The sequence below is a fragment of the Streptomyces sp. NPDC001415 genome, from assembly GCF_053597395.1.
In genome coordinates this window covers 375,519-391,612 of the sequence record NZ_JBSFIE010000004.1, presented here as the reverse complement: position 1 = coordinate 391,612, position 16,094 = coordinate 375,519, and the positions used below count along the sequence as shown (strand labels likewise).

At 70.2% G+C, this 16,094-nt stretch carries 8 protein-coding genes and 1 pseudogene; 4 read left to right on the top strand and 5 right to left on the bottom strand.

Annotation, left to right across the window (positions count from 1 at the left end; translation table 11 throughout):
- Window positions 1-526: 526 nt before the first annotated feature.
- Window positions 527-2,203: an SWIM zinc finger family protein gene (locus ACWC2B_RS07880; protein WP_450715562.1), complete on the top strand. Its 1,677-nt coding sequence runs from the start codon at window positions 527-529 to the stop codon at window positions 2,201-2,203.
- Between the two features lie 18 nt (window positions 2,204-2,221).
- Here ACWC2B_RS07880 and ACWC2B_RS07875 read toward each other — a convergent pair whose 3' ends face one another.
- The 4 genes from ACWC2B_RS07875 to ACWC2B_RS07860 all read right to left on the bottom strand — a co-directional run bounded on the left by ACWC2B_RS07875 (window position 2,222) and on the right by ACWC2B_RS07860 (window position 10,608).
- Window positions 2,222-3,535 carry a TIGR02679 family protein gene (locus ACWC2B_RS07875; protein WP_450715561.1) on the bottom strand — a complete coding sequence of 438 codons (1,314 nt, stop codon included), beginning with the start codon at window positions 3,533-3,535 and terminating at the stop codon, window positions 2,222-2,224.
- On the bottom strand, window positions 3,532-7,656 hold the full coding sequence (locus tag ACWC2B_RS07870; RefSeq protein WP_450715560.1) for a TIGR02680 family protein: 4,125 nt from the start codon (window positions 7,654-7,656) through the stop codon (window positions 3,532-3,534). The genes ACWC2B_RS07875 and ACWC2B_RS07870 overlap by 4 nt, the downstream gene beginning before the upstream one ends.
- Window positions 7,653-8,954 (bottom strand): TIGR02678 family protein, encoded by a 1,302-nt coding sequence (locus tag ACWC2B_RS07865; RefSeq protein WP_450715559.1) that lies wholly within the window; start codon window positions 8,952-8,954, stop codon window positions 7,653-7,655. Before ACWC2B_RS07865 ends, ACWC2B_RS07870 begins: the two co-directional genes overlap by 4 nt.
- Window positions 8,955-9,060: 106 nt before the next feature.
- Window positions 9,061-10,608, bottom strand: a complete 1,548-nt coding sequence (locus ACWC2B_RS07860) for a TIGR02677 family protein (protein WP_450715558.1) — start codon at window positions 10,606-10,608, stop codon at window positions 9,061-9,063.
- A gap of 870 nt (window positions 10,609-11,478) precedes the next feature.
- Between ACWC2B_RS07860 and ACWC2B_RS07855 the strand changes: the two genes are divergently transcribed.
- From ACWC2B_RS07855 to ACWC2B_RS07845, 3 genes and pseudogenes are all read left to right on the top strand, one after another.
- The gene (locus ACWC2B_RS07855; protein ID WP_450715557.1) at window positions 11,479-13,479 is read left to right on the top strand and encodes an acetolactate synthase large subunit; all 2,001 of its coding nucleotides are present in this window, start codon (window positions 11,479-11,481) and stop codon (window positions 13,477-13,479) included.
- An 8-nt stretch (window positions 13,480-13,487) separates the two neighbouring features.
- Window positions 13,488-13,715 (top strand): annotated as a pseudogene (gene ilvN, locus ACWC2B_RS07850) (acetolactate synthase small subunit); the annotation flags it as partial.
- Window positions 13,716-14,091: 376 nt separating this feature from the next.
- Window positions 14,092-14,949: a hypothetical protein gene (locus ACWC2B_RS07845; protein ID WP_450715556.1), complete on the top strand. Its 858-nt coding sequence runs from the start codon at window positions 14,092-14,094 to the stop codon at window positions 14,947-14,949.
- Window positions 14,950-15,038: 89 nt separating this feature from the next.
- Here the strand turns inward: ACWC2B_RS07845 and ACWC2B_RS07840 are convergent, their stop codons facing one another.
- A complete protein-coding gene (locus ACWC2B_RS07840) occupies window positions 15,039-16,070 on the bottom strand; it encodes a hypothetical protein (RefSeq protein ID WP_450715555.1) in 1,032 nt (343 codons plus the stop codon).
- Between the last annotated feature and the right edge of the window lie 24 nt (window positions 16,071-16,094).

The window sequence follows — 16,094 nt, the reverse complement described above, 5'->3', positions numbered from 1 at the left end:
AACGCCCTAGTAGCTCCTCCCCCAAGGTCTTGAAGACCAGGGGGTACCCCCATCGAGGGCCTTCCGGCGCCTTGCGATCGCACGCACCAGACGCCGCGGTTTGATCCGGACGGGGTTTAGACACAGGCTCTCACTCCGAACAGCGCGTGATCCCCACGCCGAAGGAGCCCTTCGCTGCCCGCCCCGAAGGGCAAGGCCCTCACGCGATGATCAGTCAGGGGCTGTAACTCACCGGAAGCCATCATCGCTCCTTGTGTGCACATGTACACATACCGCGACATGCCCACGCGGAGTGGGGTGAATGCCGCCGACACCTCGAAAGTCGTGACACTCGGTAGCCGTCGGCAAATGTCGTGCGCCCTTGCCATGCGCTCCCATACGCCCCGGCGGGGTGGCAGTTCCCGGCCCGGCGCCTCCAGGCGGGACCCCGCTCACCCGCTGACCGCACACCGCCGTAGCCATCGGCGCCATCGCCCATGCGGGCAACCCGCGCCCGACGGTGCCGCCGCTCCGGTTGAATGGGGGTATGGCAAGCGAGTTGGGTTTCGCCGAGGACGATCTGCTGGCGTTGGCCGGGGAGCGGTCCTTCGAGCGGGGGCTCGGGTACCTGGACGCGGTGTCCGGCCTGGAAATCGGCGACGGCTGGATCACGGCCACCGTCCACGGCACCGAGGCCTATGAGGTCGAGCTCACCGAGGACGAGGAAGGCGGGATCCTCGGCGACTGCGACTGTCCCTATGGGCAGGAGGGCCACTTCTGCAAGCACTGCGTGGCCGTGGGCTTGACGGTGCTGCGGCAGGCGAGCGCGATCCCCCGTCAACGGGCCGCCGCCGTGAAATGGACCGCAGGTCTTGAGACCTGGCTCCAGGCGCTGCCGCATGATGAGCTCCTGGCCCTGCTGCGCGAGCAGATCGCCCACGACCGGGGGCTACGGCGCCGCCTTGAGCTGCGTGCCGCGAGCGCTCGCTCGGACATGGCCGTGGTGCGCGAGCGGGTCATGACCCTGCTCGATGTGCGTCCCTTCGCCCGCTACGGATACGTCGAGTACCAGGACGCGGGCGCGTACGCGGCACAGGCGGCCGAGGCGGTGGACGCGCTCCGCGCACTCGCCTCGGGCGACCGGGCACAAGAGGCGGTGCTCCTGGCGCGGGAGGCGATCCAGACGCTCAGCCAGACGTACGGGGAGATCGACGACTCCGACGGAGCGGTCGGCGACGTCGGACGCGACCTCGCCGAAGTTCACCTCCTGGCCTGCGGAACGGCGAGGCCGGACCCGGCCGAGACGGCCGAATGGCTCGTCCGGCACCTGCTCAGCGATCTCAACTACGTCACGGACATCGACCTGGTCGACTACCGCAAAGTCCTCGGCCCGACGGGCCTGGCCCGGGCGCGGGAGCTGGCAGCCGCGGCCCGGCGCCGCGCCCCCAACGGGTGGGCGGAGAAGAACCTGATGGAGCGTCTGGTCAAGGCGGAAGGAAACGTGGACGCACTGATCGCCCTGTACGCCGCCGACCTTTCCCCCACCGGCGCCACCCACCTCAGGATCGCCATGGAACTGGAGGCGGCCGGACGCGAGGTCGAGGCTCTCGACTGGGCCGAGCGCGGACTGCGGGCCACCCGGAAGACCGAGAACGCCGACGATCGACTCACCGACTACGTCTGTACCCGCTACGCGCAGACGGGTCGCACGGCCGAGGTGGTCGCGGTGCGCCGGGACCGCTTCCACGCGCACCGCTCGCTCGCCGCCTACCAGTTGCTGCGCACCGCCGCCGAGGCGGCCGGCTGCTGGAAGGCGGAACGCGAGGCCGCCGTGGAGGCGCTGCGTACCGATGCGAGGGGGCGGCACAGCAGCTGGTACGGCCCCGTATTGGTCGACGCCCTGCTCGACGACGGGGACCTGGACGCCGCCTGGCAAGCGGCACAGGGCTGTGCCGACGAGCGGCAGTGGCTCACCCTCGCAGACCGCTCGAAGGACACGAGGCCGGCCGATGCTCTCGCTGTCTACCTGCGGCTGATCGAACCGCTCAAGAAGAAGACAGGGGACCGCACCTATCAACAGGTGGCCCGGCTGCTGCTCGCCGCCCGCTCCTGCCATCAACACCTGGGCACGGAGGGGGAGTTCACCGCGTACCTCACCACGCTGCGCGGCGACCAGAGGCGCAAGCGCAACCTGATGAAGACCCTGGACCAGCATGGTCTGTGACATCTGGACTCCGGTGTGTCACGCCAGGTCGGCCAGAAGGGTGTCCAGGACCGCCTCCTCCTCGATGCGGTAGCCGATGTCGTTGAGGGCGCGGGCGAGGCCTGGATCCCACGGGGAGTCGGCGGGCGTACCGGACAAGAGTGCGGGCGCGGTGGCGGTGGCGGCCGCCGTGCGGTAGTCGGCAGCCGTGTAGCGCCACGGTTGCCACGGAATGTGACGCAGCAGGGTGGCGGCGATGCGCAGGCCGCCCCAGTCGAAGTCGCCGTGGTACAGGAAGGCCGCGCCCTGGCTGTGGAGATGGCGCAGGAGGGTGAGTGCGGCGGCGGAGGGCTGGCCCTGGAGGCAGATCAGGGGTGGGCAGTCGGAGCCGTGCATGTCCGCTGCTGCCGCGAGCACGGTGGGGTTCTCGCAGACGTGGACCATGGAAGTGTCCATCTGTGGTTTCTGGCGAGTGAGTTGACGCAGTGTCAGCACTGCCGGTTCCCCTGCGTCGGCCAGCGCGTCGAGGGCTGGGGTGCCCCGGAGGTTGAGGGTGAGGACGGTGGAGGAGAGTGCGTCGCGCAGCAGTCCTGCCGAGGCCCAGGCCTCACGTCGCCATTCGGTACCGCTGCCGTCGGGGAAGGCGGTGAGGGCCCGGATGCCGGACAGGGTGAGGGTGGCGAGGGGCGCGGTGTCGTCGAGGGCGTGAGCGCTGCCGAGGACTCGGGCTGCGAAGGCGGGCAGGGAGACGGGCGGGACGGCGGGGAGTTCACGCAGCGCTCTCGCCAGGTCGGTAAGGAGTGCCTGGGCGGCGTCGGGCGTGCGGGCGAGGCGCCGTGCGAGACCGTCGTTACGTATCCGGTCTACCCAGTCGGCGAGTTCGGGGTGGCTGTGGGTGAGGGTGTCCAGGGGTTCGTGTGCCTGTTGCCAGGCGCGGGCCTCGTCGTCGCGGGTTCGGGCTCGTGGGGTGACGGGGCCGGTGAGAGCGGTATGGGCGGCTTCGAGGCCGTCGGGGCTGATGCCGGAGCGGCGCAGAACGGCGTCCACGGCCTCCAGACGCACGGTCAGGGACCGGCCTTCACGCGGTGCCCGGCCGAGGAGGCGTTCGGCTGCCGCGCGCTGGGCACCGGTCGGCGCGGCCAGTGATACGGGGCCGGACAGGGGCTGTTCGCGTTCCAGACGGCGGCGTACGCGTTCCATGAGCCAGGCGAGGTCTGAGGTGCCGAGCAGTCGGCGCAGGCGTACGGTGTCGACCCGTGCGGCGGGGGCGGGATAGCTGCCGGGGGCTGCGAGGTGTGCGCTGTCCGGTGCGGGCGCGTCAGTGCCGTCGTGGCCGGTCCGTTCGGTGTTCATGTCCACAGCGATTCCTGGGCGCCCGCGTCGGTGGTGTGCGATTCCGGCCGGTGCCCGGGATGTTCGCCGGGTACGCGTGCGGTGCCGTCCCACTCCCAGCGGGTGACCAGGACCGCGGCCACCTCGTCGATGCGCGAGAGCTGGGCGATGGCGATCCCCGGGACCTGTGGGTAGCAGGCCCATTCGCGTTCGCTCGTCATCACCACGTCGAGGTCGAAGGCGTGGAGCAGGCCCAGGCATTTGGCGCGGGAGTCGTCGTCGACGCCGGCGAACGCCTCGTCGAGGGTGACCAGGCGAGGTGCGTGCGGGCTGCCGGCGCTGGCGTAATGGGAGGACGCGGCGGCGAACAGCGGGACGGATACGGCCAGGGCCCGTTCCCCGCCGGAAGCGGGTCCGGTGGCTGGCAACCAGCGGCCGCTCTGCTGGCGTTCGACGCCGAACTCGTGCCACGAGCGGTAGTCGAGGGCGGCGGTGAGGTGTTCCAGCCAGCTGCCCGAGGAGTCATCGCTCTGTTGCTGGGCGATCTGCGCCTGGAGGAACTCACCGACCGCGGTGCGGTCTTCGAGGGTCCAGGCATCGGCGGACTGGCGCAGCCGTTCGCGGGCCTGGGGCAGTCCGGCGGGGGCCTTGCGGGAAGGGCGCCACACCAGGCGGAGGCGCATTCCGGTGGAGGTGGGCCGATCCTCCAACTCACGGTTCATAGCGTGCACTTGGCGCTCTGCGGCCCCGATGAGCTCCTGGAGAGTGCCGGCGACTTCGGTGATCAGGTGGGTTTGCAGGACCTCGCGTTCGTGTGCGGACAGGATGCGGGTGAGTTCGCCGACCTCGACGGCGAGGGCGTCGGCGAGGTCGGGCACGGCGCGCTGGCGGCCCTGGTAGACGACGTCGATCACCATGCCGTCCTCGACCATGCGGGCCGAGGCGGAGTGGCCGTGCCGGGACAGGGCGTTCTGCAGGATCGTGAGCTCTTCGCTCAGCCGCCGCTGGATGCGTTCCCACGCGCTGTCGGAGTCGTCGGTCTGGACCAAGGCGGCCTCGATGGCGCGGGCCAGAGCGACCGCGGGGGTGGCCGCCCAGGGTCCCTCGGTCGGTGCGGGGGCGTCGAGATCGGGCAGAGCCACGGCGATCAGGCCGGTGGTGGCGAAGCGCTGGAGTGCGGCGATGGCGTCCGCGCGGTTGGCCGCCGCATCGGTGACGTCCTTCTCCAACTGTTCGATGCGGCCTTCGGCGCGGCTGGCGCGCCGGTCGGCCTCGCCGTGCTGTTCTCGGGCCTCGCGCTGATCGACGGTGCAGACCCGCAGGGCTTCGGCAGTCTCGGAGAGGCGCCGTTCGAGTTCGGCGACAGCCGTGCCGACCGTGGAGCGCAGGGTGCGGTGGCGCTCGTCGGCGACGGCCGCCTCGCGGCCCGCTTCCTCGGCACGCAGGGCGAGTTCCGCGGTGCGTTCCCCGGCCTGTTCGGCCTCCGCATGCTCTTCCGTGACGGCACGGTCGGCCTCGTCGCGTTGCCGCAGCGCGGGCCACAGGGCGGCCAGCACGGTGGCGAGATCCGCCAGGGACTGGCGTACCGCGACCAGACCGGTCCGGTCGCCGGGGACGCCCAAGTCCGAGGCGGTATCCGACAGTTCGACTGCTGCGCGCTCGGCTCGTTCGGCGGCTTCGGTGAGGTCGGCGGCTCGCTCCTCTCGGCGGGCGCGGGCCCGGCGCGCCGTGTCGGCGGCGGCGCTCACGTGGGAGTGCGCCTGCCGCAGCGGGGCGTCGTCGGGTACGGAGGCCAGCTCCGAGTCGAGGGCGTGACGGTGTCCGGCGACAGCCTCAGCCTCGGCGGCGGCGGCTTCCGACTCGGCCTGGAGGACGGCCAGTTCAGCGCGCAGTGTCTCGATGCGGGCCCGCCTGGCTTCCTCGCGAGCACCCTCACCGACGTACTCGGGGGCGGGCTTGGCCCATCGTCCGGTGAGCGCTCCGACGCGGAAACGACCGTCGGTGGCGACCCATGTGTCGCAGGAGGGCTCCGGGGGTGCGAACGCTCCGAGGGGCGCGCGACCCTCACCAGGCGCCTGGCCCGGCACCAGGCCGATCGCGGCCAGGAGACGGCCTACGGCCTCCTCGTCGACGGCCGCCGCCCGTGGGTCACCGTGGTCCACGGCCGGGCGCAGCACGTCGGCCAAGGACGCCCCGGCGACGCGACCGGTGTGCGGGGCGAGCAGCACGTCGTGGCCGTCATCGGCGAGAGCGGTGCCGTCGGGCCGTACCCAGGCGTCGAGGAGCCCGGACGCCTCAAGGGCCGCCTCGATGTGCGCGCGTTCCGTGGGGTCGAGGCTGTCGTGGAAGTCGACGAGTCGCCACAGCGGCGCGCCGGGGAGTTGTTCACGCCGTCCGGGGGTGCGGGTGTGCGGGGCGTCGGGGCCGCGCTGGCCGCCGGCCTCCAGGCCGGTGAGTTCGGCACGGGCGTGTGCCGTACGTTCGGCCAGGTCCTCGCGGAGCCTGCTCAGCCGGGCTGCCTGGTCGGCGAGTTCGGCCGATCGGGCGCGGTGGGCGTACCCGGCGTGTACACGCGCCGGGTACGGCCCGGTCAGGTGCCCGGTCCAGTCCTGGAGCTCGTCCAGCAGTCCCACCGGATCGCCGTACCTCAACTCCCGGCACTGGACGCTGTGTTCGCGTACGGCATCCAGGAGAGCCCGTCCCGCCTGCATGGCCGCTGTTTCGGCCTGGCCGTGTGCCTCGGCGCTGAGGGCGAGGTCGGCCTCCGCCTCGTCGAGACGCCGCGAACAGGCGTGGCGCTCGCGGGCGGCCTCGTCGGCCTGGTCCAGGAGGTTCTCGACATGAGTGAGGGTGCGTCGCCTGCGGTCCAGGGCTTCCTCGCAGGTCTGGCGGTCCGGCTCCTCGCCGACTTCGACGCGAGCCCGCCCGGCCGTATCCCGAGCTCGTGCAAGCAGAGCCTCGGCGTGTTCCCGCGCGGAGGCGAGCCGGTTCGAGGCGGCGCCGAGGCGGGCGAGGGCCCGGGTGTGGAGTGCGGCAGCCTGGACGTGGTCGGCCTCCGCGCGCCCCTGGAACCGGGCGGTGCGTTCGGCGTGGAGGGCGGCTTGTTCCAGTTCGCGCGCGCTGCGCATCTCGGGGCCCTCGCGCAGGGCGGCGTCCTGTGCCTTGAGCCGGGTCTCGCTCTGCTCAAGGGCGGTGATGCGCTCCTGGGCCGCCGTCCGCTCTGTCTCGGCCTGCTCCTTGCCGGTCTGCGCCTCGGTGAGGTCGCGTTGCAGGTGCTCGTAGCGGGAGTGCTCGGTGCGCGGAAGACGGGCCCGGCGGCGGGAGGCGATGCGTGCGTAGCGCCGGTAGTGGTCGAGGAACGCGGAGGCGGCGCGTTCGGCCTCGGTCGCGGCCCGCAGCTCGTCCTTCTCCTCGTCCAGGGAACGGAACGCCTCGGCGACATCGGCGATGACGGCCTGGTCCATGGGCGGCAGCGCCTCGGTCAGGGCGCGGGAGAGGGCGGCCTCGTTGGGGCGTTTGGACAGCTGGGGCTGGCGGAGCTGGATGAGCAGGTCGACCAGGGCGCCGTAGCGTTGCTCGCCGAGCCCGAACAGTGCCTCGTCGACAGCCCGCCGGTAGGCCTTGGCCTGGTCGTACACCATGCCGCGTCCGGCCATCGCCTCGGCGAGCCGGTCGCGGGACAGCGCGGTGCCGGTCGCGTCGAGGAAGCTGAGGTCCGCTCCGACGCGCTGGTCGGTGACGGCGAACCAGTGACGGGCGATACCGCGTCCGGCAACAGCCTTGAGTCCACAGGCCAAGGTACGGAAGTGCTCCTCGCCGGTGATCTCGTCCCGTCGGCCGAACTCGATCCAGGTGTAGCCGAGCCGTTCCGGGTGCGGGTGTTCGCCGCCGAGCAGCAGGTTCCACTCCATGCGCTTGCCGGGGTCGCCGTCGGGTTCGACCCGGCGCGGGGTGAGGTCGCCGTCGAGGAGGAAGGGCAGGGTGAGGGCGAGGACCTTGGACTTGCCGGTGCCGTTGTTGCCGCGCAGCAGCAGGCGCCCGTCGCGGAAGTGGAACTCCTCCACGTCGTAGTGGAAGAGGTCGACGAGCCCGATGCGCAGGGGCTGCCAGCGGGCGCGGCACGGAGCGGGCAGGACGGTCATCGCCGGGTGGTCCTTCGTTGGGCGGGCAGTTCCGGTGCAAGGTGGCCTGCGGCAGGCGTTCCCGCCCCGGACCTTCGGGACCCGGACTTTCCTGGTGCGGGCTTTCCTGGTTCGAGGACGACGGTCTCGCCGACGGCGTACCGGGCCAGGGCCGGCCGGGGCACGACGGCGTCCCCTGTGCGGCTCACGAGTGCCAGGGCTGCGAGCCGGGAGACGGCCTGCTCCACCAACTCGCCCTCGGCCCCCGGCTCGCGCGCGGATTTCGCCCAGAACCCGCCGTGCTCGGCGGCGAGTTCACGCACCCGTCGCTCCAGCTCACCCATGAGGACGGGGCCGGAGCAGGCCGCCAGGTGCTCGGCGAGAAGCAGCGTGATGTGCCCGTGGGTGCCCTGCTCCGGCATGCGGACATCGGTGAGGCTGTCATCGGGGTCGACCATGGCGATGCCCTCGGCGCGGACCTCGGCGACCAGGCCGGTCAGTTCGCCGATGCGGGCGGTGAGGAATCCGCGCTGCCGGGTGAGATAGGCGAGTTCGGCATCGGTGAGGTCGTCGTAGTAGAGCACCGGGTCGTCGAGGAGGCGGCGGGTCAGCGAGCGGCGCATCGCCCGGAATCGCAGGTCGTCGCTGTCCAGGGCGGTCTCGGCGACGAGTTCGGACAGCCGCTCCTCGAATGTGGCGGCCTGGATGAGGGAGGGGCCGCGGCGGGCCGCGAGCAGTCCGGCGAGCACCCGCCGCTCCACGTCGTACAGCACGTCTCCCGCCCCGCTGACGTAGGCCTCCTCGTCCCCGGCCACGCGCCGCAGCACCCCGAGACTCAGCAGGAGCCGAACGACGGCGGCCAGGTCGAGGCGTTCGTCGCGACGGTCCAGAGTGAACTCGATTCCGGACGCGGTCAGTTGGGGATCTGCCGCGTCGAGCACGACCTGTTCGGCGAGGCGTCCGAGCGCGATCTGTGCCTCGCCGCGCTCCAGGGCGGCGAGCGCGAGACAGAGCAGGACGTAGCGGCGGCGGGTGAACGGCACGGCGCTCCGCTTGGCCTCCCGCGCGGGGTGGGTGGGGTCGGTGAGGGTCCCCGGAGTCTTGCGCAGCCGTGCGGTCTCGGCGTCCACCTGGAGCGACCAGCCGGTGTTGCGGTCGAACCACTCGCGCAGCTCCGTCGCATGCCGGCGCACCAGGCGGAAGGCGTCCGCGTGGGGCCCGCGCGCGAGCAACAGGGGCTCGGCGAGCAGCGCCCGGGCAGCCTTGCGCACATCGGCGGCGTGCTGGCCCTCCAGAACCTGGGCGAGGGGTGTGCTCATCCCATCCCTCCCGACGGCAGCGCGGCGCGGGTGCTCTCGGCGCCCACGGTGGCCTCGACGCCGATGCTCACCGGCTCTTTTTCCAGGGACAGGTGGATGCGGGCATTCATCGCTCTTCTCTCCCCGTCAGGTCGATGATCTCGATGATGTGGTCGGGGCCGCGGAAGGTGCCACCCGGGGTGTGGACCTCCGCGGTCCGGCCATCCGTGAGTGCGGTGAGCCGGATCTCCATGGACCCGTCGTTGCTGGTCGCGCTGGTGCGGGTCATGCCCGGACGCCAGGTGGCGAGCGCGTCGCCGAGCAACAGGAGGAAGAGCCCGAACGCCAGCGGGTCGAGTTCGCCCAGCTCGGACAGGCGGGTCGCGCCATGGGTGGCGAGGCGGGCGCGGGCGGCGACCGCCTCACAGGCCTGCTTGGCGGCGAGCTCGGCCAGATGGCGCCGGGCGGCCGAGCGGTCCTCGACCTTGCGAGCCCTGCCGCGCCGCTCATAACTCCCGGTGCGGCGCAGTTGGGGGCTGATCCGCAGTGGCTCGGCCGCGCCCCACGGGGTGGCGGCAGGTACGGGGCGGGCGATGCGCTCGGCGAGCGTTTCGGCGTCGACGCTGAGGTGGCGGGCGGGGTAGAGGCCGAAGGCCGTGCGCCACAGCCGGTGCCGCGCGGCGTCGTCGGGGGCCTCCGCGAACCAGCGGGCCAGGGTGCGGAAATCGGCGGAGCGGTCCGAACGCCCGGCGCGCCTCTCGTTCAAAGCCCGGACCACGGCCAGGAGTTGCGGTACGGCCCCGAGTGCGCGGCCGCGCAGCAGTCGCGCCTGCGACTCACGCCCGTCCCGGCTCACGAACCAGCCGGCCAGCCCCGCCCAGCGCCCTGCCCACCGCTCGAAGGCCTCCTGTTCGGCGTGCGCCGCCTGCTCGGGCGAGGCGTCGGTGGCCTCGCGTGCCGCCGCCGTGCGCAGCAACGGCGGGATGCGGTCGTCGAGTTCGAGGACCAGCTGGGCGATGCGCCCGCCGAGGGTGATCAGGTCCTGGATGAACCGTTCCAGGTACTGGATCAGATGGTCCTTGTACGCGAGGAAGGCCTCCTCCTCTACGCCGTGGAGGTCGATGGTGCGTTGCAGGGAGCCCATGAAGGCCCGTGCGTTGTCGGCGAGCGCAGCGAACCGGCTGGCCAGCGCGTCGAGCGCGAGATGCGTTTTGGCTGGATCAGGCGCCTGCTCGGCGGCCAGGACCAGCAGGGCGCGCAGCTGGGTCACGATGTCGTGCAGGGCGACGGCCTGCAGTGCGCCGCGCCGCCCCAGCGCCTCGTCATAGGAGGACAGCGCCTCCTCGGCGGCCTCCCCGGCCTGGGTGAGCTGGTAGATGAACCGCTTGCGGTAGAAGTCCTCGACGGCGGTGACCCGTGCGGTGTCCGGGTCGGCGCGCAGATTGCCCCACTCCACCAGGCTGTCGAGCGCCTTGACCACGGCGTCCAACTCGACCGACCTGTCCTGCGTGGGCAGCGCGGCCAGCACGTCATCGGGACGCAGATGGACCGCGAAGCGCTCCTTGGCAGCCAGGAAGGCCCGCATCACCTGTCGGTAGAGAGGAGCGTTGGGGGCAGTGAGGTGGGCGAAGGGGCTGTAACCGGCGGTAGCCGGCCCAGAAGGTGCGGCGGTCATCGCCTGTCATTCTGGCTGACGAGCAGCCGCACTCAAAAATCCAGGCCAAGGATGTACGGAGGGTGGCTGGCTGGATGTCATCGGCCGATCCCCTCGGGGTCTGTCCCTTCGGCGATCACCTCGCTGTCCCACCGCGGTCGACGGCGACATTTCTGCCCGGAGTGCGGCGCTGCCTGGACGTGGCATGTCTGGCAACTCGGGTCAGGAGCTGATGAGTTGACCATCGCCATTGTTCACGGCGCGGTGAACCGTGTCGCTCACCTGGCTCCGGGGTTCCAATCCTTCATCCTGGTTTTCGGTGCTGGAAAGCAGCCCAACTCTGCGTCGCCATAGGTGAGTTGAATGAAACCACCTGTGGTCGGATGCGCGGCGGTAGTGTCTGACGGGACGGATCCGCGGGGCCAACGCCCTCCCGATAGGGAGCCGCACCAGTCTTCCGGGATGAAGCCTCTCAAGATCGCCCGCGCGGGATGACGGCCCCCAGTTACACCGGCCAAGGGCCAAAGAGCAACAGGCTCCCAGTATTTGAGAACCCGTTTCCCTCCGCCGATCACCTGTGCTTATGATCAACATCCGCTCACCAGCGGATACGCATCACAAACCGATGGGCCCGGCCCGTCGGACACCGCATGCCTGAGGTGTGAGCGCAGACCCGCGTTCGCGCCCGAGGTGTGGGCGCAGACAATGCGTCGAGTTCCGGGTTTCTGTGTCGGCACATCCTGCCGCTTCACGTGATCAATGTGTGACGCCTCGGCGTCCGCCATCCCATCTGATCTCCGTCCCGTAGTGACTTCCGTGCTCCATCGCGCCCGGCCGACTCCTCCGTGAGCGGATTTGGATGGATCTTCACCAGCGCTCGTACCTACGACGATGCCGGAACGCCGGCAAGCCCCCGACCTGGCCGTATGGTCGGGAATTTCGCCGTACGGAGTCGTACTCGCTGAGCATGTATCCGCTGCCGAATTCGCTGGGCGGCTTCGGTATTCGGGTTCCTCGGGCAGCTCGCCCTGCCTGGAGCGGCGCCAAGAACAGAAATACAGAACCATGACCCAGACCGTAGGAACACCCGTCCCCTCAAACCCCTCCGAGACCATGACGGGGGCTCAGTCCCTCGTACGTTCCCTTGAAGAAGTGGGTGTCGACATCGCGTTCGGCATCCCCGGCGGAGCGATTACCCCGGCGTACGACGCCCTCATGGATTCGACCAAGGTGCGTCACATTCTGGCGCGGCACGAACAGGGCGCGGGCCATGCCGCGACCGGGTACGCCCAGGCCACCGGAAAAGTCGGGGTCTGCATGGCGACGAGCGGTCCGGGAGCGACCAATCTGGTCACCCCGATCGCCGACGCCTATATGGACTCCGTGCCCATCGTGGCCATCACCGGCCAGGTGGCGAGTTCACTGATCGGCACGGATGCCTTCCAGGAAGCCGACATCTGTGGCATCACCATGCCCATCACCAAGCACAGCTTCCTCGTCACGGACCCGGACGACATTCCCCGCGCGATCTTCGAAGCCTTCCACATCGCCTCCACCGGCCGACCGGGGCCCGTCCTGGTCGACATCACCAAGGACGCGCTGCAGAAGACCACGGTGTTCCGGTGGCCGACGGACCTCCGGCTGCCCGGCTACCGGCCCGTCACCAAACCGCACGGCAAACGGATCCAAGAAGCCGCCCGGCTGATCGGCGAGGCCGAGCGGCCGGTGCTCTACGTCGGTGGCGGTGTGCTCAAGGCGCGGGCGACCGCCGAGCTGAAGGCCCTGGCGGAACTGGCCCGGATCCCCGTCACCACGACACTCATGGGCATCGGCGCCTTCCCCGACAGCCACCCGCAACACCTGGGCATGCCCGGCATGCACGGCACGGTCGCCGCGGTGACGGCGCTCCAGAAGGCCGACCTGATCGTCGCCCTGGGCGCTCGGTTCGACGACCGGGTCACCGGCAAGCTCGACGGCTTCGCGCCGCACGCCGCGATCGTGCACGCCGACATCGACCCCGCCGAGATCGGCAAGAACCGGTTCGCGGACGTCCCGATCGTCGGAGACGCCCGTGAGGTGCTGACCGACCTCACCGCCGCCGTCCAGAACGTACTCAAGGACGCGGAGAACCCCGAGAAGACCTGCGACTACTCGGCGTGGTGGGAGCAGCTCGACCAGTGGCGCAGCACCTACCCGCTGGGCCACGAGCCGGCGCCGGAGGGCTCCCTCTCGCCCCAGCAGGTGATCCGGCGCATCGGCCAACTCACCGACGGGAACGCGATCGTCGCGGCGGGTGTGGGCCAACACCAGATGTGGGCCTCGCAGTTCATCACGTACGACAAGCCCCACACCTGGCTCAACTCCGGCGGCGCGGGAACGATGGGCTATGCCGTCCCTGCCGCGATGGGCGCCAAGGCGGGCCGGCCGGAGACGGCGGTCTGGGCGATCGACGGCGACGGCTGTTTCCAGATGACCAATCAGGAACTGGCCACCTGCGCGCTGAACAACATCCCGATCAAGGTCGCGATCATCAACAACGGGGTCCTCGGCATGGTCCGCCAGTGGCAGACCCTCTTCTACGGGCAGCGGTACTCCAACACCGTGCTGCACACCGGCGAGGCGCCGGACAACGAGCCCAACCGTGGTACCCGCGTCCCGGACTTCGTGAAGCTCGCCGAGGCCATGGGCTGCTACGCGCTGCGCTGCGAATCCCCCGACCAGCTCGATGTGACCATCGAGAAGGCGATGGCGATCAACGACGTCCCCGTCGTCATCGACTTCATCGTCCACGAGGACGCCATGGTCTGGCCGATGGTCGCCGCCGGCACCTCCAACGACGAGATCATGGCCGCGCGTGACATCCGTCCCGACTTCGGTGACGACGAGGAGTAGGAAACGCCATGCCCAAGCACACACTCTTCGTCCGGGTCGAGAACAAGTCCGGCGCGCTCACGCGGATCGCCGGACTCTTCTCCCGCCGGGGGTTCAACATCGACTCGCTGTCGGTGCGTCCCACGGACGAATCCGCCACCTCGCAGATGACGATCGTGGTCGATGTGGACGAGCGTCCGCTGGAGCAGGTCATCCAGCAGCTCGACAAGCTGGTGAACGTCATCTCCATCCAAGAGCGGAGCGTATGAGCAACGGCTCGTACAGCTTTCGGTGCGAGCGGGTTCTGACCGGCCCCCGCCGATCGGCCTGAGCACACCGCCCGGTCCCGGCCCCGACATGCCGGGGCCGGGCCACCCCACTTGCCTGAGATACCCCGACCCGTTGCGACGGGCCTTCGGGATGAGGCGCGCAGAGGGAGTCCGCCGGCCCGGCGCCGCGGAACACGACTCAGTGACCGCCCGCACCCCCCCGTGGATACCACCGACAGTCATGAAGGTCGATGTGAGGGAACCACACCCGATGTCTACAACCACGATTACTCAGCCTCCGCCGACGCCGACCCGACAGCGAGCCCTCCTGCCGATCCCGGCTCAACCGGAGCACAACGGCCGCGTGGTGCTGACCGTTTCAGCGAGTGACCTCTCCAACTGCCGCTTCCTCGTCTCGCCGCTCCTCGAAGTACTGGCGGCGGGCGAAGCCCTGTGCAGACAGCACCCGGCCCTGCGCGGCCGGTCCCGGCGCGGTCCGACGTTCGGAAGGCGGGACGCACTCACCTTCCGACGAGCCGAGGTTCAGCACCGGATTCGTTTGACGGCAGGCCAGTTGCTCCGCCGCCAAGGGGTGGCGACCGGCCGCCAGGAGGCCGATTTCTCGGCACTGGGGCCGCTGGAGGAACCGGCGCGGGAGTTCTTCCGGGACTGCCTCGCCGACGACTGGCCCCGCATCAGGACCGCACTGGAGTCCGACGTAGCGCTGCGCGCCCACAACCTGGCGGCACTCGGAGTCCGCCACGTCGTCGACAACCTGCCCGGTCTCACCGTTCGCGAGGTGCGGGACGCGCCCGGATGCGCCGGGCGCGGGCTGATCCTGGTGCCCTCGGTCTTCCAACAGACCCGGGTGCTGCTGACCAGCGAGTCGGGGACGGTCATCACCTACCCCGCGTCCGGACACGGCAGGCTCTGGGAGGACGGCGAGGCGGTGGCACCCACCCGGCTCGGCGCGCTCCTCGGCCGCGGCCGAGCGGCGGCGCTCCTCAACATCGGCGCGGGCTGCGGTACCACCGAACTGGCCGACCGGCTCGGCGTCAGCGCGGGCACCGCCTCCGTACACGTCACCGCCCTGCGCAACGGCGGCCTGGTCGCCACCCATCGCGTCGGCAAGGCGGTCAACCATGTTCTGACGCCGGTCGGTTCGGCCCTCATCACGGCGCAGCTCACCACGGAGCCGGTCATGCTCCCCCAGACACTCTGAGGAAGCGGACCAACCGTTGTGCACGCCCCGGAAAGGGACGGGCACAACGGGCCGTGCCGGGCCCCCTTCAGGGTTCGCCGTACGGTGGGTCAGCCGTTGATCAGGTGGTCGGTGCCGGGGACCAGGTGGGCCTCGTGGGGTGCCATGTCATCGACGTTCACCGTCTTGATGATCCAGCGGCTCTGCAGCGCCTCGGGGTCACCGACGTTGACGACCTCCTTGGCGTGGATCGTGTGGTTGTTGTACGTGATCACGAAGTCGCCGGGCTCGATGAACACCCGCCGCTTGAGGGCATGCAGGGTTTCGGCGACCTTGGGGACGATGGCCTTCGCGGCCTCGGTGACCCCCACGGTCCGGTTCTCGAAGAACCGCAGGTCCTCCGGGCCCCGGCCACCGATGATCGGGTGCAGGTCCGCTTCACCGAGCTGAACCCGGCCGCCGCCCATCGTGCTCAGGTCGTCGAAGGGGGTGTAGAACTCGCTGGAGCGCAGCAGCGTCAGCTCCTCCTCGGTGAAGGAAGCGATGACGTCGATGTTCCGGACGAAGGAGGTGTAGACCTCGTTCACCGGGTTGCTGCGCATGCCGACCATGTACACCTGGTCGGGCCGCACGAAGTGGTTGGCGAGGTCCTTGTGGAAGTGGATCTGCTTGAGGGCCTTCTGCGACTGGCTGCCCTGCAGATGTCGCTGCGGGTAGATGTCCTGGAAGACGTCGCCGTCGTTGACGTTGACGTACCCGATGGCCGGGGTGTTCGCGAGCTGGGCGAACAGCGCGAGGAACCCCTCGGCGACGAACGTCTTCTTGAGCTCGTACTTGGAACGTACCGGCTGGTCGAAGTCGAAGACCGGGACATCGCGGTCGTACGGGACGTTCTTGAGGACCACGACGGGCTCGGCGGCACGGTCACGGGTTGCCAGCGAATCGACGTACGCGCGGAAGCGCTCAGGTACCACGCCCTCGGCGATGAGCCGGCCCACCTGGAAGCGGTGCGCGTCGTAAAGGCGGTAAGGGTTGGCGGTGATGGCGTCGAGCGAAGACTCAAGGGCTTCGCGCTCCGCATCCGTGAACACGAACTCTGGAGCGATGGTCCAGTTGGCCCCGATAGCAGCTTCAACAGTCATTAACGCTCCTTGTGGAATTCCCTC